The sequence below is a fragment of the Spirillospora sp. NPDC000708 genome (assembly GCF_040299565.1).
Classification (GTDB): domain Bacteria; phylum Actinomycetota; class Actinomycetes; order Streptosporangiales; family Streptosporangiaceae; genus Spirillospora.
The window spans coordinates 1-17,591 of sequence record NZ_JBEPCJ010000037.1; the positions used below are offsets into that span (position 1 = coordinate 1).

Annotated in this window: 17 protein-coding genes; 7 read left to right on the forward strand and 10 right to left on the reverse strand. The window is 74.7% G+C overall.

The genetic code is table 11. The features are described 5' to 3' along the window. Both ABT299_RS25050 and ABT299_RS25055 read right to left on the reverse strand, forming a co-directional pair. Window positions 1-765: 1-phosphofructokinase family hexose kinase (locus ABT299_RS25050; RefSeq protein ID WP_500252176.1), on the reverse strand; the 765-nt coding region annotated here is incomplete at its 3' end. Then, window positions 765-1,634, reverse strand: coding sequence for a sugar isomerase (locus tag ABT299_RS25055; protein ID WP_190852871.1), 870 nt, complete (start codon window positions 1,632-1,634; stop codon window positions 765-767). The genes ABT299_RS25055 and ABT299_RS25050, both read right to left, overlap by 1 nt. A gap of 222 nt (window positions 1,635-1,856) precedes the next feature. Between ABT299_RS25055 and ABT299_RS25060 the strand changes: the two genes are divergently transcribed. Next, window positions 1,857-2,255, forward strand: a complete 399-nt coding sequence (locus ABT299_RS25060; RefSeq protein WP_387025460.1) for a VOC family protein — start codon at window positions 1,857-1,859, stop codon at window positions 2,253-2,255. Between the two features lie 37 nt (window positions 2,256-2,292). Here the strand turns inward: ABT299_RS25060 and ABT299_RS25065 are convergent, their stop codons facing one another. After that, a complete protein-coding gene (locus ABT299_RS25065) occupies window positions 2,293-4,380 on the reverse strand; it encodes a phosphocholine-specific phospholipase C (RefSeq protein ID WP_500252177.1) in 2,088 nt (695 codons plus the stop codon). Between the two features lie 185 nt (window positions 4,381-4,565). Here ABT299_RS25065 and ABT299_RS25070 point away from each other — a divergent pair, with 185 nt between their 5' ends. Next, a complete protein-coding gene (locus ABT299_RS25070; RefSeq protein ID WP_500252178.1) occupies window positions 4,566-5,990 on the forward strand; it encodes an aldehyde dehydrogenase family protein in 1,425 nt (474 codons plus the stop codon). Between the two features lie 42 nt (window positions 5,991-6,032). On the opposite strand, the gene ABT299_RS25075 is transcribed toward ABT299_RS25070, so the two are convergent. From ABT299_RS25075 to ABT299_RS25100, 6 genes are all read right to left on the reverse strand, one after another. Next, window positions 6,033-6,653 carry a TetR/AcrR family transcriptional regulator gene (locus tag ABT299_RS25075; RefSeq protein WP_190852878.1) on the reverse strand — a complete coding sequence of 207 codons (621 nt, stop codon included), beginning with the start codon at window positions 6,651-6,653 and terminating at the stop codon, window positions 6,033-6,035. A 13-nt stretch (window positions 6,654-6,666) separates the two neighbouring features. After that, window positions 6,667-7,536: an oxygenase MpaB family protein gene (locus ABT299_RS25080; RefSeq protein ID WP_190852880.1), complete on the reverse strand. Its 870-nt coding sequence runs from the start codon at window positions 7,534-7,536 to the stop codon at window positions 6,667-6,669. A gap of 65 nt (window positions 7,537-7,601) precedes the next feature. After that, window positions 7,602-8,933, reverse strand: coding sequence for a flavin monoamine oxidase family protein (locus ABT299_RS25085; RefSeq protein WP_500252179.1), 1,332 nt, complete (start codon window positions 8,931-8,933; stop codon window positions 7,602-7,604). A 151-nt stretch (window positions 8,934-9,084) separates the two neighbouring features. Next, window positions 9,085-9,306: a ferredoxin gene (locus ABT299_RS25090; RefSeq protein ID WP_190852884.1), complete on the reverse strand. Its 222-nt coding sequence runs from the start codon at window positions 9,304-9,306 to the stop codon at window positions 9,085-9,087. Next, window positions 9,303-10,547 (reverse strand): cytochrome P450, encoded by a 1,245-nt coding sequence (locus tag ABT299_RS25095; RefSeq protein WP_500252180.1) that lies wholly within the window; start codon window positions 10,545-10,547, stop codon window positions 9,303-9,305. Before ABT299_RS25095 ends, ABT299_RS25090 begins: the two co-directional genes overlap by 4 nt. Window positions 10,548-10,776: 229 nt before the next feature. Beyond that, window positions 10,777-10,905: a hypothetical protein gene (locus tag ABT299_RS25100; RefSeq protein WP_277819839.1), complete on the reverse strand. Its 129-nt coding sequence runs from the start codon at window positions 10,903-10,905 to the stop codon at window positions 10,777-10,779. A gap of 72 nt (window positions 10,906-10,977) precedes the next feature. Here ABT299_RS25100 and ABT299_RS25105 point away from each other — a divergent pair, with 72 nt between their 5' ends. The 3 genes from ABT299_RS25105 (at window position 10,978) to ABT299_RS25115 (ending at window position 14,865) form a co-directional block, all read left to right on the forward strand. Beyond that, window positions 10,978-11,865: an alpha/beta hydrolase gene (locus ABT299_RS25105; protein ID WP_500252181.1), complete on the forward strand. Its 888-nt coding sequence runs from the start codon at window positions 10,978-10,980 to the stop codon at window positions 11,863-11,865. A 4-nt stretch (window positions 11,866-11,869) separates the two neighbouring features. Then, the gene (locus ABT299_RS25110; protein ID WP_190852892.1) at window positions 11,870-12,841 is read left to right on the forward strand and encodes an NAD(+)/NADH kinase; all 972 of its coding nucleotides are present in this window, start codon (window positions 11,870-11,872) and stop codon (window positions 12,839-12,841) included. 113 nt (window positions 12,842-12,954) lie between these two features. Continuing rightward, window positions 12,955-14,865 (forward strand): DUF8823 domain-containing protein, encoded by a 1,911-nt coding sequence (locus ABT299_RS25115; RefSeq protein WP_500252182.1) that lies wholly within the window; start codon window positions 12,955-12,957, stop codon window positions 14,863-14,865. Here ABT299_RS25115 and ABT299_RS25120 read toward each other — a convergent pair. Continuing rightward, window positions 14,862-15,815: an NADP-dependent oxidoreductase gene (locus tag ABT299_RS25120; RefSeq protein WP_500252183.1), complete on the reverse strand. Its 954-nt coding sequence runs from the start codon at window positions 15,813-15,815 to the stop codon at window positions 14,862-14,864. The two genes, ABT299_RS25115 and ABT299_RS25120, sit on opposite strands and share 4 nt — an antisense overlap. 50 nt (window positions 15,816-15,865) lie before the next feature. Between ABT299_RS25120 and ABT299_RS25125 the strand changes: the two genes are divergently transcribed. Next, window positions 15,866-16,525, forward strand: coding sequence for a TetR/AcrR family transcriptional regulator (locus ABT299_RS25125; RefSeq protein WP_500252184.1), 660 nt, complete (start codon window positions 15,866-15,868; stop codon window positions 16,523-16,525). Window positions 16,526-16,675: 150 nt separating this feature from the next. Further along, window positions 16,676-17,578 carry a TIGR03619 family F420-dependent LLM class oxidoreductase gene (locus tag ABT299_RS25130; RefSeq protein WP_500252185.1) on the forward strand — a complete coding sequence of 301 codons (903 nt, stop codon included), beginning with the start codon at window positions 16,676-16,678 and terminating at the stop codon, window positions 17,576-17,578. The last annotated feature ends 13 nt before the right edge of the window (window positions 17,579-17,591 follow it).

The following is a 17,591-nucleotide window of genomic DNA, read 5'->3' on the forward strand; positions in this document are numbered from 1 at the left end:
GCCGAGCGCGGCCGGCCAGGGCGCGCGGTCGCGCAGCGCCACGGCGAGCGCCGCCGCCGCGGCGTCGCCGGCGCCGGTCGGGTTGCCGGCGACGACCTCGTGCGGGACGGCCTCGAAGCAGCCGTCGGGCGTGACGGCGAGCATGCCGCCGGCGCCGCGCGAGACGACCAGCGCGCCGTCCGCGCCGGGGGCGGCCCCGTCGAGGCCCGCCGCGGCCAGCTCCGCCTCGTTGGGCTTGAGCAAGTCGGGCCGTGCGCCGGCGGCGGCGCGCAGCGCGGGCCCGCCCGCGTCCACCAGCACGCGGGCGCCCGCGTCGCGGGCCAGCCGGGTCAGGACGGCGTAGGCGTCCTCCGGCAGGCCCGGCGGCAGGCTGCCGGACAGCACCGCCACCGACGCCCGGGCGGCGAGCGCCGCGAACGACTCCTGGAAGGCCGCCCACTCGTCCGGGCGGACGTCCGGTCCCGGCTCGTTGAAGATCGTCGCGTCGGTGTCGACGACCGTGACGGTCCGCCGCGTCTCCCCCGCGATGGCCGCGAAGGCGTGCGGGACCTCCAGCGCGCCCGCCACCAGGGCCCCGGTGGCGCCGCCCGCCAGCCCCGTCGCCAGCGTCTCCTCGCCGAGGGCGTGCAGGACGCGGGCGACGTTCAGGCCCTTGCCGCCGGGGCGCTGCAGCACCGACGCGACGCGGTGCGAGCCGTGCGGCGTCAGCCTGGGGACCCGGTAGGTCACGTCCCAGGCGGGATTGAGGGTGACCGTGAGGATCATCAGGACAGGATGATCGAGCGGGTCAGGTTGCGCGGCCGGTCCGGGTCCAGGCCCTTGGACCCGGCCAGCGCCACCGCGAGCCGCTGGGCCCGCACCAGGTCCGCCATCGCGTCCGCGCCCGACGCCTCGACCAGCGCCCCGGTGGCGGCGACCTGCTCGGGCAGGCCCTCCGGCGGCGTCCCGAAGAACCAGGTCAGGCTGTGCTCGTCGGTGACGCTGATCGGGCCGTGCCGGTACTCCATCGCCGGGTAGGACTCGGTCCACGCGCCGGCGGCCTCGCGGACCTTCAGCGCCGCCTCGTTGGCGATCCCGTTCGTCCAGCCCGCGCCGAGGAAGGTGAACTGGCCGCGCTCGACGGCGCCCTCGGGCAGCGGCGCCTCGACCGCGGCGCGGCACTGCTCGATCAGGTCCGCAGGGAGCAGGCCAAGGTGCGCGCGCAGCAGCGCGAGCGCGGTCGTCGCGAACCGCGTCTGGACGACGGAGCGCTCGTCGGCGAAGTCGAGCACGACGCGGGCGCCGGCGAGGTCCATGATGGGCGTCCGCGGGTCCCCGATCAGCGCCGTGGTCGGCAGGTCGGTCCCGCGCAGCAGGTCCAGGACCTCCGTCGTGGTGCCGGAGCGGCAGATCGCCACCACCCGGTCGTAGCGGCGCCCGTGCGGGAACTCCGACGCCGGGAAGGCGTCGCTCTCCCCCGCCCCGGACGCCTCCCGCAGCGCCGCGTACGCCTGGGCGATGAACAGCGAGGTGCCGCACCCGACGACCGCGACGCGCTCGCCCCGCTCCGGCAGCCCGTCCACCCCGTCCGCCAGCTCGGCGGCGCGCTCCCAGCAGCCCGGCTGCGACGCGATCTCCTCAAGAACGAACGACACCGAGGCTCCTAATTGCTCGTTTGTGCGCCTTATGCGCCAGTAACGTACAAGAGTGAGCAGATGTCGGCAAGTAGTCCATCAAGGCGCCCTGGTCGGCGGCGCATGCTCGCGCCCGCACCGGGAACCGGTGCCGATGGAGCGATGAGTTCCGGGCGCTCCCCTGGTCTGCCTCATCGACGGACCGATCGACACCGACCGGCCGACACAGAAGGGGGAAACGCCATGGGCGACACGACCACCACCGCGGCCGTCCGCAAGGTCGCGAACGTGATCATTCCGGTGCGCGACCAGGACCGGGCGCTGGAGTTCTACTGCGGGACGCTCGGCCTCGGCAAGCGCGTCGACCAGCCGTTCGGCGGCGGCTACCGCTGGATCGAGGTCGCCCCGGAGGGCGCCGAGACGCCGATCGCGCTCTGCCCGCCGCCTGAGGGCACCGAGGCGGGCGGCCGGGACACCGGCATCGCGCTGTCGACCGCCGACATCGACGGCTGCCACGCACGGCTGAAGGCCGCGGGGGCCGATGTCGACGCCGAGGTCAGCCGCATGGGCGGCCCGGTGCCGCCGATGTTCTGGTTCCGCGACCCCGAGGGCAACACCCTCATGGTCGTCGAGGAGGCCTGAGCCGCCCCGCGCCCGCGGAGCGGCTCCCGCCCGCCGGTCAGCCGGAGACCGACGGGCGGCCGTTCTCCAGGTGGCCCATCAGGCGGCGGCGGAACGCCCCGTCCTCGGCCGCGCGGACCTCCACGTCGTACCAGCCGTGCTCGGTGGCCCAGGAGACCGTCACGCTCTTGCCCGCCGCAACCGTCGCCGTGCGAGCCGCCTTGCCGTAGGCGAGGGCGCTCAAGGTGAACGTGAGGGGCCGCGTGCCGCGGTTCCGGACGGTGATGTCGATGCGGCCGGCGCCGCCGGCGGCGCGCGACGTCACGTCCGCCCCGGCCGCCGCGCCGGAGGCCGCGCCCGCGAACTCGCGCCGGAACCCGTTCGGGCCCGTCAGCGTGAGGCGGTACCGCCCGTCCTTCAGCGCCACCCGCTCGACCGCGCGCCCGGCCACGTCGTAGTGGCGCGGCGTCGCGAACTCGCCCGCGTACGGGTACAGCGCGAGGTGCGAGGCGCGCGTGCCCCGCTCGGTCATGGTGACGACCAGGGCGCCGCCGTCCAGGCGCGCCGACGCGTCGGTGCGGTACGGCAGCGCGCGCGCCGGACGCGTCCCCGGCTCCGGAACGGGGTCCTTCTGGACGACCGGAGGGAGCGCGGGCCAGCGCAGGTAGAACTTCGGCGGCGTCCCGGGCCGGGGCACCGACGGCGGGCCGGCCGGGTGCCGGAAGTCGAACGCCGAGGTCAGGTCGCCCGCGACGGTCCTGCGCCATGCGCTGATGTTCGGCTCGCGGACGCCGAGCCACCGCTCCAGGAAGCGGATCGTCGAGGTGTGGTCGAACACCTCCGAGCACACGTACCCGCCCGCCGTCCACGGCGAGACGACGGTCATCGGGACGCGGAAGCCCAGCCCGATCGGCTTGCCGTCGGCGTGCTCGTCCGCGGCGTCCGCGGGCGGCAGCGGCGGCGGCACGTGGTCGAAGTAGCCGTCGTTCTCGTCGAACAGCAGGAACAGCGCGGTGGTCTCCCACGCCCGCCGGTTCGAGGCGATCGCGTCCAGGACCTGGTAGGTGATGCCCGCGCCCTGGATCGGGCTGCCCGACCCGGGGTGCTCGGACTCGGCGGCAGGCGCGACGATGTAGGACACCTCCGGCAGCCGTCCGGCCTCGACGTCGGCGCGGAACGCCGCGCCGAGCGTGCCGCCCTCGCTCCGCCGCAGCGCGCGTTCGAACAGGTCGCGTTCGGGCGCGGGGAGCGCCGCGACGCCCTTGTCCAACGCGGCCAGCATGCTCTTCCGGTCGTCCGCGCCGGCCCCCGCGACGGCGCCGTAGAACTCCGTGAGGCTCTTGTACGAGCCGGCCGCCGCGAGCGCCTTGCGCATGATCCCCTTGAACGTCGTGAGGAACTCCAGCGGGTTGTCGGTGAAGTTGTCCCACTCCTGGTAGACCTTCCACGTCCGGCCCGCCTTCGAGAGCCGTTCGACGTAGGACGTCTGCGCGTAGCCGGGATGGTTCGCCTCGTCGTAGGCGTCGTTCTCGACCGCGCGGTGGCCGTTCGCCTCGTAGCCGATCGTCCCGGTCCAGTGGTACGTCCTGTTCGGGTTCGTGGGCCCGAACACGGAGCAGTGGTAGGCGTCGCAGACGGTGAACGTGTCGGCCAGCTCGTACTGGAACGGCAGGTCCCGGCGGTCGTAGTGGACCATCGTCGGCATGAGCTTGGCGGCGATCCAGCCGTCGTGCCATCCGTCGCCGCGCGCCTTCTGGCCGCTGTCCCAGCCGTGGTCGACGCCCGCGATGTAGTTGACGTCGGTGAACGGCCCGTGCCCGATCGCGTCGCGGGCGAGGAACGGCTTGACCCGCCGCAGCAGGCCCGGCTGCTCGAACACCGGACGCCCGTCGCGCAGCTCGATCGCGTTGCGGTCGCCGAAGCCGCGCACGCCGCGCAGCGTCCCGAAGTAGTGGTCGAACGCGCGGTTCTCCTGCATCAGGAACACGACGTGCTCGACGGACTCCAGCCCGCCGGGCCGCACCGGCTGCGCGAGCGCGGCGTGCACCGACGGCGGGAGCAGCGAGGCGACGGCGGCGCCGCCGGCGACGCCCGCACCGGTGGCGAGGAAGGAGCGGCGGGAGGGACCATCGCGGCGAGGGCTCATGACCGCACAGCGTGGGCCGCGCGGGTAACGGGACGACCGCGATCACGCGTCCGCCCGGTAACGGACATGAAAGAGATTCACGTGAGCTTCGGCGGCGCGCCCGGGGCGGGCGTTTACCGGACCGAACGGGTTTCGTATGTTGAGCGTGCAACGAAGCACGGCCCGTTCCCTGCCGGAGGAAGCCCATGGACCACGTCAAGCAGTTCTACATCGGCGGCCGGTGGGTCGCGCCCCGCACCGACACGACGCTCGAGGTCGTCAACCCGGCCACGGAACAGGCCATTACCTCCATCGCCATGGGCGGCGCCGAGGACGTCGACGCGGCCGTCGCGGCGGCGAAGGAGGCGTTCGAGACGTTCTCCCAGACGAGCAGGCAGGAGCGGCTCGACCTGCTCGACTCCGTCATCGCCGTCTACACCCGGCGGCTGGAGGAGCTCGCCGACATCATCAGCCAGGAGATGGGCGCGCCCCTCTCGCTGGCGCGGGCCGCGCAGGCGGTCGCCGGCCTCGGCCACCTCGGCACCGCGCGCGCCGTGCTGGCCGACTTCGAGTTCGACCGCCCGATGGGCGGCACCCTGGTCACCCGCGAGCCGGTCGGCGTCTGCGGGCTGATCACCCCGTGGAACTGGCCGCTGAACCAGATCGCCTGCAAGGTCGGCCCCGCCCTCGCCACCGGCTGCACGATGGTGCTCAAGCCGTCGGAGGTCGCGCCGCTGAACGCGATCCTGTTCGCCGAGATCCTCGACGAGGCGGGCGTCCCGGCGGGCGTGTTCAACCTCGTCAACGGCGACGGCCTCGGCGTCGGCGCGCCGCTGTCGGCGCACCCGGACGTCGACATGGTGTCGTTCACCGGATCCACCCGCGCCGGCATCGAGGTGGCCCGGGCCGCGGCCCCGACCGTCAAGCGGGTCGCGCAGGAGCTCGGCGGCAAGTCCGCCAACATCATCCTGGACGACGCCGACCTGAAGGCCGTCATCACCCGGGACGTCGGCAACATGTGCACCAACTCGGGCCAGTCGTGCAACGCCCCCAGCCGGATGCTCGTCCCGGCCGCGCGCATGGAGGAGGCCGCCGCCATCGCCGCGGAGGCCGCCCGCGGCATCGTGGTCGGCGACCCGCGCGAGGAGACCACGCGGATCGGGCCGGTCGTGTCGGCCACACAGTACGGCCGGATCCAGCAGCTCATCGAGAAGGGCATCGGCGAGGGCGCCAAGCTGGAGGTCGGCGGCCCCGGCAAACCCGAGGGCCTGGAGACCGGCTACTTCGTGCGCCCGACGGTGTTCTCGCACGTCTCCAACGAGATGACGATCGCCCGCGAGGAGATCTTCGGCCCGGTGCTCGTGCTGATCGGCTACGAGGACGACGACGACGCGGTGCGCATCGCCAACGACACCCTCTACGGCCTGTCCGGCTACATCTCCGGCAGCCCCGACCGCGCCAGGGCGATGGCCCGCCGCCTGCGCACCGGCAACGTCCACCTCAACGGCGCCGGCCCCGACTTCAACGCGCCGTTCGGCGGCTACCGCCAGTCCGGCAACGGCCGCGAGTGGGGCGCGCTCGGCTTCGAGGAGTACCTCGAGACCAAGGCGATCATGGGCTACGACGCCTGACCGGTTCCGGCGCGGTGCCCGCCGCCGTGCGGCGGGCACCGGTCAGCGGATCATCGGGGTGAGATAGCGGCGGGCGAAGGCCCGAGCGCCGTCGTCGTCCAGCGGGATGTGGCCCTCCGGCGTGAGCAGGAGGGAGTGGGTGAGCCGGATGAGGATCTCCGCCACCACCTCCGGGTCGAACGCGCCGGCGTCACCCTGCCGCTGCGCGGCGCGGAGCCGGCGGGCCAGGTAGCCGCGCGCGGCGGCGAGCAGCGGGCCGGCGCGGCCGGTGGCGTGCGGGAGGAGCAGGTCGGGCTCCAGGACGAGCAGGCGGTTCACCAGCCGCTGCTCACGGCTGATCCGCAGCGTCGCGACGAATCCCTCGACGAGGCGCTCCTCCACCGTCGGGCAGGCCGCGACGGCGGCGTCCAGCTCGGCGAAGAACCGCCGCGCCTCGCGCAGCAGCACCCCCGTCACCAGGTCGTTCTTGGTCGGGAAGCGCCGGTAGAGGGTGGCGCGGCCGAGCCCGGACGCGCGGGCGACGTCGTCGACGGTGGTGCGGCGCAGCCCGAACGTCCCGTACAGCTCCAGGGCGGCGTCGAGGATCCGGTCGACCTGCGGGCCGGACACCTCCGGGTCGGCGAGCAGGTCGTGCAGCGGCGCCCGCTCCGTCGGCTCGGTCATGATGCCTCCGACCCTAGTGCCCGCGCCGGGCCCGCCGCATGGCGCGCGCCGCCATCGGCGAGTAGCGCAGCCGGTCGACCAGCACCCGGTCGCCCGCGCGCATCGCCTGCGCGAACAGCCGGAAGCGCCGCTCGTCGGCGGGCGTCCAGCGCAGCCCGAACCGCTCCCGCAGGACGGGTGGGAGGCAGCCGACGCCCATCCGGCCCAGCATGACCGTCGGCGGTCCGGCGACGCCGGACCAGGCGAGGTCGGGCAGCGGCCAGCGCGGCGGGGGCGGCAGCGGCCTGCGGTCCAGCTCGATGAGCAGCCGCACGGTGGCGTTGTCCTCCAGCCGCTCGTTCACCATCGTGTCGAAGTAGTCACGGAACGCCGCGGGGCTCGCGGGGATGTGGCGTTCGGTGATGCCCAGCGCCAGCGCGAGCCGCGCCCACTCGCCGTGCAGGACGCGTTCGCGGTCGGGTGTGAGGGGCGTGCCGAACAGCCGCTGCGTCTGGATCATGCCGTGCAGCAGGGTGGCGTGCACCCACAGGTAGGCCTCGGGGTTGAGGGCGTGGTAGCGGCGGCCCTGCGCGTCGACGCCCTTGATGTCCTTGTGGATCTCGCGCAGCCGGGCGGCCTCCCGCCGGCCGCGCTCCTCGCCCCGGTAGCCGAGGAAGTTCATCGTCGACTCGACGGTGCGCAGGAGCCGGCCCCAGCGGTCCTCCAGGAACTCCGAGTGCTCGGCGACCCCGGCTCCGACGACCGGGTGCGCCACCTGCAGGAGGAGGATCGCCCGGCCGCTGAACGCGCCCCGCCAGTCCCCCGCGTACCGCCAGATGAGGGAACCGCGGCCGGGGATGGCGCCCGCCTCGGTCCGGCCCGGTTTCACGTCGACGTCGGTCATACCGCATCACCCGCTCTGAGACGTTGATACGTAGTTTGTATCAAGCATTCAGCGCGGCGGCCAGCTCACGGGCCGGCGAGGATCTCGGCCGCGGCGCGGCGGCCGGACTGGACGGCGCCGTCGAAGTAGCCGTTCCATCGCGTGGCCGTCTCGGTGCCCGCCCAGTGCAGGACGCCGGCGGGCGCGCGGAGGGCCGGACCGAACCCGGTCCAGCCGCCGGGCGCGAGGTGGCCCGAGAAGCAGCCGCGGGTCCACGGCTCGGCGCACCAGTCGAACTCCACGTACGCCACCGGGTCGCGCGCCTCGTCGCCGAACAGCTCGCCGAGCCGGTCCAGGACGGCGCGGCGGCGGTCCCGGGGCGTCAGCGCGCGCAGCAGGTGCGCGTCCGCGCCGTAGGCGAACGAGGTCAGGACCGCGCTCGGCCCGCCGGGCGGGGTGTTGTCCACGGTCTCGGTGAGGACGCCGGCACTGCTGAAGCTGATCCCCGACAGGCCGCGCGCCCTCCAGAACGGCTCCTGGTACACCGCGTGCGTCTTCAGGGCGTATCCGGACGCCATTCGCTGGGTGAGGCCGTCCCGCTGCGGTGGAAGCGGCGGGTCGTACTCGATGCGCCCGGCAAGGGCGGGCGGGATCGCGACGACCACGTGGGCCGCCTCCAGCCGCAGGCCGCCCGCGTGGACGACCGCGCCCCCTGGGCCGTGCTCGATCCGCCGGACCGGAGCGTCGAAGTGGATCGTGCCGGCGGGCAGGGCGGCGGCCATCCGGCTCGCGAGTTCCTGCGGCCCGCCGACGAGCCGCTCGGCCTGGGCGCCGCCCGCGAAACCGACCAGGACGTCCAGCCCGTCACCGCTCGCCAGGTAGAACAGCGTCTCCAGGAGCGAGGCGTCGGCGGCGTCGAGCGACAGCAGGCCCCCGGCCGTCTGCCGCGCGACGGCCCGCGCGACGGCCGGATCGCTCGTCCGGGCGGCCAGCCATGAGGCGAGCGTCGTGCCGTCCCAGGACCGGGCGCGCGGATGTGTCCAGGGCGCGTCGACCGGCACCTCGCGGCCGAGGCGGTCGAGCTCGCCGCGCAGCGCCATGGCCTCCTTCGGCAGCGCGTCGACCAGCGCGCCCTCGTAGTCCACGATGGCCCGGCCGTGCTCCGGCGTCGGGTAGGTCGGCACCCGGTACCCGGCGATCAGCTCGCGCATCTCGTGCTGGCTCGGCCCGACCCACTGCCCGCCGAGGTCCAGCTGCGTCCCGTCGGGGAGGAGGCGGGTCAGCACCCGGCCGCCGACCCGGTCGCGGGCCTCGGCGACCGCCACGCGCGCGCCCGCGCCGGCCAGCTCGTGCGCCGCCGCGAGCCCGGCGAATCCGGCGCCGACGACCACGACGTCACCGCTGCGTCCGTCCTCCACTCACGCCTTCCGGATGTCGGGGACCTCCGCGGAGGATTCCGCTCCGGCGGGCAAGCCAACATCAGGCGGAGGTATAGGTTCGCCTCCGCCCTCCGGGGCGCGGCGGCGGTGGCGATGTCGCGCCGGGCGCGGCACCGCCGTCACGCCTTCCTCACACCTCGGGCGCCAGCACCTCGCCCGTCTCCTTGGCGCGGATGGTGATCGCCTCGACAGGGCAGGACTCGGCGGCGTCGAGGGCCCGGTCGTCCGGTTCGGCCTCGTCGCGCACCGGACGCGACGTGCCGTCGACGACGGCGAAGTGGCCGGGTGCCGTCCCGGCGCAGACGCCCGACCCGATGCAGGCCCGGCCGTCCACCTCGACCAGCCACGTCATGCGCTCGCCCTTCCGGGGTTTCCGGGCCCGTCCCAGGCGACCGGCATCCGCTCGGGCGCCCGGGTGGCCGAGCCGACCTTCCAGACGATGTCGTCCGCCCGTCCCGCGAGGCGCAGTCCCGGGAAGCCGTCCAGCAGCGTGCGCAGCGCGACCTGGAGCTCCATCCGGGCGAGCTGGGCGCCGAGGCAGTGGTGCGGGCCGTGCCCGAAGCCGACGTGGGACGCCTCGCCGCGCCGCGGGTCGAACGCGTCGGGATCGGAGTAGACCGACTCGTCCCGGTTCGCCGACTGCAACGCGACCACGACGGGCTCCCCCGCCCGCACGGTGACCCCGCCCAGCTCGACGTCCTCCAGCGCGTAGCGCGCGCTGCCGGCGCCGCCGCCGAGCGGGACGTACCGCATCAGCTCCTCGACCGCCCGCGGGATCAGGTCCGGGTCCGCTCGCAGCGCCGCGAGCTGCTCGGGATGGGTCAGCAGCACGTAGACGAAGTTGGGGATCTGCGACGCCGTCGTCTCGTGCCCGGCGACCAGGATCCCCTCCGCCATCGCGAGCAACTCCTCCTCCGAGAGCCGGTCGTCCCGGTCGCGCGCCTCGATGAGCGCGCCGATGAGGTCGTCGCGGGGCGACTCGCGGTGCTCGGCGACGAGGCCCGCCATGTAGTCCCGCATCCGCCCCACGTACTCGGTCACCTCGTCCCGGGTGAACCGCGTCGTGGACAGGAACGCGTCCGACCACAGCCGGAAGTCCGTGCGGTCCTCCACCGGGACGCCGAGCAGCTCGCAGATGACGGTGATCGGCAGCGGCAGCGCGAAGTCCTCGACGAGGTCGGCGGGCGGCCCCTGCGCCCGCATCCGGGCGGCGAGATCGCCGGCGATCCGCTGCGTGCGGGGGCGCAGCAGCTCCACGCGCCGCGCGGTGAACGCCTTGGCCACCAGCCTGCGCAGCCGGCTGTGCTCCGGCGGGTCCTGGCGCAGCAGGGAGCCGGGCGACCCGATGTGGAGCCGCGAGCGGGGCTCGTCGCGTCCCGTGGCGGCGGCGCGGCTGAACCTCGGGTCGCCGAGGACCACCTTGACGTCCTCGTAGCGGGTGGCCAGCCAGGCGGGCTCGCCGTAGGGCAGCCGGATCCGGCACAGGGGCCGCTTGCGCAGCCCGGCGAGCGCCGGAGAGACGTCGAGGCGGTCGCTCGCGCCGAACACCTCGGACCAGGGTTTCGTGTCGGACCAGGGTCGCGTGGTCGTCATCACCCACTCCTTCGCGGGGGTCTCGTTTCACCATTGGCGGGTGCGCGCCGGCACGGCGGGGGCGGACGCCCCCGGGGATGCGGGCGGCATGGTGACGGTTCGCGCACGGCGCAGGGGCGGCGGGGGTGGGAGCCCGTGGGGGTCGACGCAGCCGGCCGTCCGTCCGCGACGCGGTGACGTGCCGGCGGCCCGCGCGCGGGTGCGACGGCGGTCCGCGCGCTCATCCGCGTCAGGCGTCCGGGTCGTCCAGCGCGGGCGCCGGGAGGCGGCACGAGGCGTCGGCGAGCAGGCCGATCGGGTCGGCGCCCTCCACCGGCCAGCCCTCCACCGGCCAGAGGATCGGCGCGCGGCTGCTCACGCGACGAACGTACGTCCTGACTGGTGCCTATACAAGATGTCAAATCTAGACGATCTCCTTATCATTGCGCGCATGGCGATCAGCTGGACGGCCGGGCGCGCGGAACTGCCGGGGGCGGTCCAGTACACGCTGGTCGCCGGAGCCGAGCCCACCGACCGGTGGCACGTCACGGTGGCGCTGCCGCCGCCGAACCTGCGGGCGGTGGCGGGTCCCGGCCCGTATCCGGTGCTGTATCTCCTCGACGGCCTGCTGACGTTCGCCACCGCGGCGCAGATCGCCCACACCACGCTGGCGTACGCGGCGGGGCAGCTGCGTCCGGTCGCCGTCGTCGGCATCTCGCCCGCCACCGACGACCTCCGCCGGCTGAGCGCCCAGCGCGCCCGGGACCTGACCCCGACCAGCGCCGTCTCCCCGTACCTGCGGGTGAAGACCGTCTACGGGACGGGCGGCGCCGACGCGATGATCGACCTGATCCGCGACGTGATCGGCCCGCACGTGGAGGCCGCCCATCCGCTCGACCCCGCCGACCGGGGCCGCGCGGGCTTCTCCCTCGGCGGGCTCTTCACCTGCTGGGCCCTGGCGCGCCGCCCCGAGGGATTCCGCCGCTTCCTGGCCGTAAGCCCGTCGCTGTGGTGGGACGACCATCTGCTGCTCGATCCGCGCCGGACGCCCCTCGCCGCCAGGGCGGCGGGCGAGGTCTACCTCGCCGTCGGCGAACTGGAGGACGGCCCGCACCGGAGCTGGCCGGTCATCCCGGCCGAGACCCTCCGCGCCCTGTCCGGCCTTGACATGGTCGCCGACCTCGCCGCGTTCACCGAGCGGCTGGACGGCCGGGGCGGTCTCGCCGTCCGGTCCGAGGTCGTCCCCGGCGAGCAGCACGCGACGGTGTGGCCGGCGGCGGTGACCCGCGGCCTGGTGCACCTGTACGCGATCCCGCCGGAAGGGCACCCCGTAGGGTGAGGGCATGGGTGCGGAACCGCAGGTCGGCGCGGTCGGGCTGGTGCTCCATCCGACCAGGCCGCTGGGCCCGTCGATCGACGCGATCATGGCGGCCGCCCGCGACCGCCCGGCCCGGGTGCTGGCCCGGCCCGCCGACCGGGACCGGGTGCCGCCCGGCGTCGAGATCGTGCCCGACGCCCGGTTCGCGGCCGAGGTCGACGAGCTGATCGCCCTCGGCGGCGACGGCACGATCCTCGGCGCGATGCGGCTGGTGATCGACCGCCCCGTGCCCGTCCTCGGGGTCAACCACGGCAACCTGGGCTTCCTCGCCGAGGTGCACCCGGCGCAGCTGCCCGCGGCGCTGGCACGGCTCGCCGCAGGCGACTTCACCATCGAGCAGCACGCCGCCCTGTGCGTGGACGCCGGCCCCATCGAGCTGACGACCCGGTCCGGTTTCAACGACATGGTCCTCGGCCGGTCGTCCCGGACCGGCGCCGTCTCCCTCGACCTCACCGTCAACGACCTGCAGTACGGCTACTACCGGGCGGACGCGCTGGTCGTCTCGACGCCGACGGGCTCCACCGCCTACAACTACGCCGCCGGCGGGCCGATCGTGTCGCCCTCCTCCAACGCGGTCGCCATCACCCCGGTCGCGCCCATGACGGGGATCAGCAGGCCCGTCGTGCTCGGCGCGGCCGACCGGATCCGCCTCTCCGTCGCGGCGGACAGCGCGCCGATCACCCTCGACATCGACGGGACGGCGGCCGCCGAGCTCGGGCACGGGGACCGGCTCACCGCGACGATGGTGCCGGAGGCCGGGCAGGTCGTCCGGCTGTCGGCGCGCGACCACGCGAGCCGCAGCCGCGTGAAGCTCAGCCTCCTCGACCTGCCCCTCCGCCCGGACCAGCTCCTCGAACTGATCCCGCCGGAGCTGCGCCGCGACGCGGAGGCGGCGGCCGGGCAGCTCCAGGCCCCCGGCTCTCCCCGCCCCGACTGACCGGGCGCCGCCGGGGCGGGCGATATGAAATGTCCCGCGTTCCCCCCGTAGTGTTCATATGCCGGTTTATAACGCCCCGCCGGGCATGAGCACAGACATGGAGCGTCCCGTCAGTGACCGCAGCGCAGGCCCCGCGCGCCCATGATCCCGACCGGGGGCTCGGCACGCCCCCGGACGGCGACACGAAGCAGGCCGAGGGCCGGACCCGGCTCGGCGGCGAGCGACCGCCGGAGCCGACCGAGGGTCCGGCCGAACGGCGCGCGCCGGACGGCTCCGGAGCCCCGCGCCCGGCGCTGAACCGGTTCCTACGCCACCCGGTCACGCTGGTGACGGCGATCACGGCGGCCCTGCACCTGCTGTGGCTCGGCACCCTCGCCAGCAGCGGCGGCGACCTCGCGGCGCAGGACGCCTGGGCCGAGTTCGCGGGGCGCCACCCGGGGTCGGCGTACAACCTCGCCTGGTACGGCGGCATGCACCCGGTCTCCTACAGCGCCGTCTCGCCGTACGTGATGTCGGTGCTCGGCGTCCGCACCACGATGATCATCGCGGGTACGGTCTCGGCGGCGCTGATCACGGTGATCCTGGCGCGCAGCGGGCACGTCCGCCGGCCGCTCTGGCCCGCGCTCGCCGGCGCGCTCGCGCTCGTCTGCAACGCGGTGTCGGGCCGCGTCACGTTCGGCCTCGGCCTGATGTTCGCCTTCGCCGCCGCCGCGATCGTCTTCGCCACGCCGCGCGTCCTGCGCGGCAACCGCTGGGCCAAGGCCGCGGCCGCCGGGCCCCTCGCCGGCCTGGCGACGGCCTGCTCCCCCGTGGCCGGGCTCTACATCGGGCTCGTCGCGGCGGCCCTGTTCCTGCAGAAGCGCAGGCCCGCCGCCTACGCCCTCGGCGTCGCGCCCCTCGTCGTGGTCGCGCTGTCCGCCTGGCTCTTCCCCTTCTCGGGCACCCAGCCGATGCCCCTGGGGTCGGCCATCCTGCCGATCGTCTTCGGGGCCGCCGTCATCGTCCTGGTGCCCAGGGAATGGCGGACGGTCCGGATCACGGCGGTGGTGACGTCGGCGACCGTGCTGGTCGCCACGCTGATCACCTCCCAGGTCGGCACGAACATCACCCGCCTCCCGATGCTGTTCACCGGCGTCGCGCTGATCGCCGCGCTGCCGTTCACGGAGCCGCGCTCGCGCAAGTGGTACGCGATCGTGCTGGTGTTCCTCGGGTTCACGACCTGGATCGGCATCAAGACGGTCCAGGACGTCGTCCGGGCCCATCCGGCGGCGGCCTGGACCCGCCGCCTCGCGCCCCTCGTCCACGAGCTGCGCAAGGCGGGGGCCGAGCGCGGGCGGGTCGAGGTCGTCCCGGCCCGCTCCCACCGGGAGGCGTCGGCCCTCGCCCCCTACGTGAACCTCGCGCGGGGCTGGAACCGCCAGGCCGACATCAAGCGCAACCACCTCTTCTACGACGGCACGCTCACCGTGGCCACGTACCACGACTGGCTGAAGCACTGGGCGGTCCACTACGTCGTGCTCCCGGCGGACGCGCCCGACAACGGCGCCGAACGCGAGCGGGAGCTGGTCGGCAACGGGCTCCCCTACCTGAAGAAGGTGTGGAGCGACAGCAACTGGCACCTGTACGCCGTCACCGACCCCGCTCCCCTCGCCGAGCCGAACACGACCGTCCTCCGCGCCGAGCAGAACGAGACGACGCTGAAGGTCGGCGCGCCGGGCCGGATCCTCATCCGCATCTCCTACTCGCCCTGGCTGAGCCTGGTCGACGCGGACGGCCACAGCCTCCAGCCTCCCTTCGAGACGGAGGCGTCCAAGCAGATGCGGGAGTACGACGACGGCAGGCCGCCGCAGTACGTCAACCCCAACGGCTGCCTGGCGCCGACCGAGCCGGACGCCACGGGCGACGCGTGGACCGAGCTCGTCGCCCCGAAGGCCGGCACCTACCGGCTGGCCTCCCCCTACAAGATGCCCCGGGGCACCTCCTGCCCCAAGGAGCTGCGCGGCCCGCCCCTGAGCGGCCCCTAGCCCACCAGCACGATCTTGCCGCGGGCGTGGCGGCCCTCGCTCAGCTCGTGCGCCGCCGCGGCCTCGGCGAGCGGGAACGCCGCCGCGACCGGCACCCGCAGGCGGCCCTCGTCCGCCAGGGCCACCGCGATCGGGAGGCCGTGCACCGCCAGCGGGTCGGCGCCGACGCCCAGGGCGGTGCCGGTCTCGTCGACCGGCGCCCCGTGCGACAGGTGGACGCCGTGGGACGCCGCGGTGCGGTCCGGGGCGATCGTCACCACGCGCGCCGGGTCCCCGGCGATGGCGACGAGGTCGGGCAGCGCCCCTCCGGCGCAGTCGAACACGGCGTCCACCCCGTCCGGGGCGAGCGCGCGGACCCGTCCGGCGAGTCCCGCCCCGTACGTCGTCGGCTCCGCGCCCAGGGAGCGCAGGAAGCCGTGGTTGCGCTCGCTCGCCGTCCCGATGACGGTGGCGCCGCGCGCGACCGCCATCTGCACGGCGATCGTCCCCACCCCGCCGGCCGCGCCCTGCACGAGCAGGGTCCGCCCCGCGCCGACCGCGAGCCGGTCGAGGACCCGGGTGGACGTCTCGACGCCGCCGGCGGCGCCGCCCGCCTCCTCCCAGCTCCATGCGGCCGGCTTGGGCGCCCAGGCGGCGAGGACCGCGAACTCCGCGTTGGCGCCGCGCTCCGCCGGGTCGGCCATGCCGAACACCTCGTCGCCGATCTCCACGCCGGTGACGCCCTCGCCGACCTCGTCCACCACCCCGGCCGCGTCGAACCCCGTCCGGTACGGCAGCGCGGTCGGCACCAGGTCGCGCATCGCCCCGGAACGGATCAGCGTCTCCCCCGGGGAGATGCCCGACGCCCGGACGGCGACGCGGATCCGGCCCGGCCCGGCGTGCGGCGCCTCGACCTCGGCGACGTGCAGCACGCTCGGCGGGCCGTACTCGTTGAACTGGACTGCTCTCATGCGGCCGACCGTAACGGAACACCCCGTCCGGTTCGGTTAAAGTGAGAGCGGTGACGGACGAAGTGGCTCGGAAACTCCGCTCGGACGCCCGCGACAACCGCGAGCGCATCCTGGACGTGGCGCGCGAGGCGTTCGCCGCCGAGGGCCTGGACGTCCCGATCCGCGAGATCGCCCGCCGCGCGCACGTCGGCCCGGCCACCCTCTACCGGCACTTCCCCACGAAGGAGGCGCTGCTCGCGGCGGCCTTCGCCGACCAGATGGCGGTGTGCATCGCCGTCGTCGAGGAGGGCCTGGCGGCCGGCGACCCGTGGGCGGGGTTCCGCACGGTGGTCGAGCGGCTGATGGAGGTCCACAGCCTCGACCGCGGCTTCGCCCACGCGCTCATCTCGCAGTACCCGCGGGTGTTCGACTTCGCCGAGGGGCGCGAACGCACGCTGCGCGGCCTGGGCGAACTCGTGCGGCGGGCGAAGGAGGCGGGCGCGCTGCGCGAGGACATCGTGCTCGAGGACATCGTGCTGGCCCTGATGGCGAACGAGGGCATCCGGGCCGGGTCGCGGGCGGCGCGCGTCGCGGCCTCGCGGCGCTTCGCGGCCCTCATGATCCAGTCGTTCCGGGCGGACGCGCCCGGCGCGCCGCTCCCGCCGGCCGTCCGGCTGCCGATCGGCGTCGGGGGCAGAGGCGCCGCGCCGTCCCGGCCCGCCTCACAGTGACATCCGTGCTCTGAATCCTGCGGAAGAAAGAAACTCTTCGAACTTTCCGGCCGCGCGAGCGCAAGAACCGGGAGGCGGCTCCGACCTGTCCGTGAAGGGACGCCTTCGCCTGGACGCGCGCGCCCGGGCGACCACGAACGGAGATCGAAGATGGACATGCCCCGCCTCGGAGTCACCCTCCAGCACTTCGGACCGCACGCCGGACCCGACGCCGTCGCCACCGTCGCGCAGGCCGCCGAACGGCTCGGCTTCCACGCCGTGTCGGTCAGCGACCGGCTCCTCACCCCCGTCGGCCCGCACTGGACCAACGACGCCGGGCTGCCCGAGTCGGCGCCGTGGGACGTCCTGGAGGTGCTGACCTGGGCGGCGGCCCACACCCGGCGGATCCGGCTGACCACCGCCGTCCTGAACACGATCTTCCAGCCGCCCGTCGTCGTGGCGCGCCGGCTCGCCACCCTCGACCGGCTGTCCCGGGGCCGCGTGGTCGCGGGCGTCGGGCAGGGCGGCGGCACCCGGCTCGCCCCGTACTACATTCCCGAAGAATTCACCGCCGCCGGAGTGCCCGCCGGCCGCCGCGGCGCGGGCTTCGCCGAGCACGTCGCCGCGATGCGCGCCTGCTGGGGACCCGACCCGGTCGAGTTCCACGGCGAGCACTACCGGATCCCGGCCTCCAGGATCGGACCGAAGCCGTACGGCGACCGCATCCCGGTGCTGTTCGGAGCGATCACCCGTCGGACCGTCGAGCGGGCGGCCCGGATCGGGGACGGCTTCGTCACCACCGCCGTGGACTGGGACGACACCCGCGCCCACATCCGCTGGTACCGCGACGCGGGCGGTACCGGCACCGTCCTGGTCAGCACCTTCCCGGCGCCGCCCGGCACCGACGTCTCCACCGCCGACTTCGTCGACACCACGCTGCGCGACCTCGACCGGGCCGCCGAGGCCGGCGCCGACGAGATGCACCTCGCCACCAACCTCCTGGACGTCCACCCCCAGCGTCAGGCCGACCTGCTGGAGGCCCTCGCCACCGAACTGGCCCTGCCGGTCTCCTGAGCGCACCGGGCGG

What these genes read in the sequence shown, in the direction of transcription:
- ABT299_RS25060 (WP_387025460.1), top strand. Translation starts at nt 1,857, where the DNA reads ATGGGCGACACGACCACCACCGCGGCCGTCCGCAAGGTCGCGAACGTG.
- ABT299_RS25065 (WP_500252177.1), bottom strand. Translation starts at nt 4,380, where the DNA reads ATGAGCCCTCGCCGCGATGGTCCCTCCCGCCGCTCCTTCCTCGCCACC.
- ABT299_RS25070 (WP_500252178.1), top strand. Translation starts at nt 4,566, where the DNA reads ATGGACCACGTCAAGCAGTTCTACATCGGCGGCCGGTGGGTCGCGCCC.
- ABT299_RS25075 (WP_190852878.1), bottom strand. Translation starts at nt 6,653, where the DNA reads ATGACCGAGCCGACGGAGCGGGCGCCGCTGCACGACCTGCTCGCCGAC.
- ABT299_RS25080 (WP_190852880.1), bottom strand. Translation starts at nt 7,536, where the DNA reads ATGACCGACGTCGACGTGAAACCGGGCCGGACCGAGGCGGGCGCCATC.
- ABT299_RS25090 (WP_190852884.1), bottom strand. Translation starts at nt 9,306, where the DNA reads ATGACGTGGCTGGTCGAGGTGGACGGCCGGGCCTGCATCGGGTCGGGC.
- ABT299_RS25095 (WP_500252180.1), bottom strand. Translation starts at nt 10,547, where the DNA reads ATGACGACCACGCGACCCTGGTCCGACACGAAACCCTGGTCCGAGGTG.
- ABT299_RS25105 (WP_500252181.1), top strand. Translation starts at nt 10,978, where the DNA reads ATGGCGATCAGCTGGACGGCCGGGCGCGCGGAACTGCCGGGGGCGGTC.
- ABT299_RS25110 (WP_190852892.1), top strand. Translation starts at nt 11,870, where the DNA reads ATGGGTGCGGAACCGCAGGTCGGCGCGGTCGGGCTGGTGCTCCATCCG.
- ABT299_RS25120 (WP_500252183.1), bottom strand. Translation starts at nt 15,815, where the DNA reads ATGAGAGCAGTCCAGTTCAACGAGTACGGCCCGCCGAGCGTGCTGCAC.
- ABT299_RS25130 (WP_500252185.1), top strand. Translation starts at nt 16,676, where the DNA reads ATGGACATGCCCCGCCTCGGAGTCACCCTCCAGCACTTCGGACCGCAC.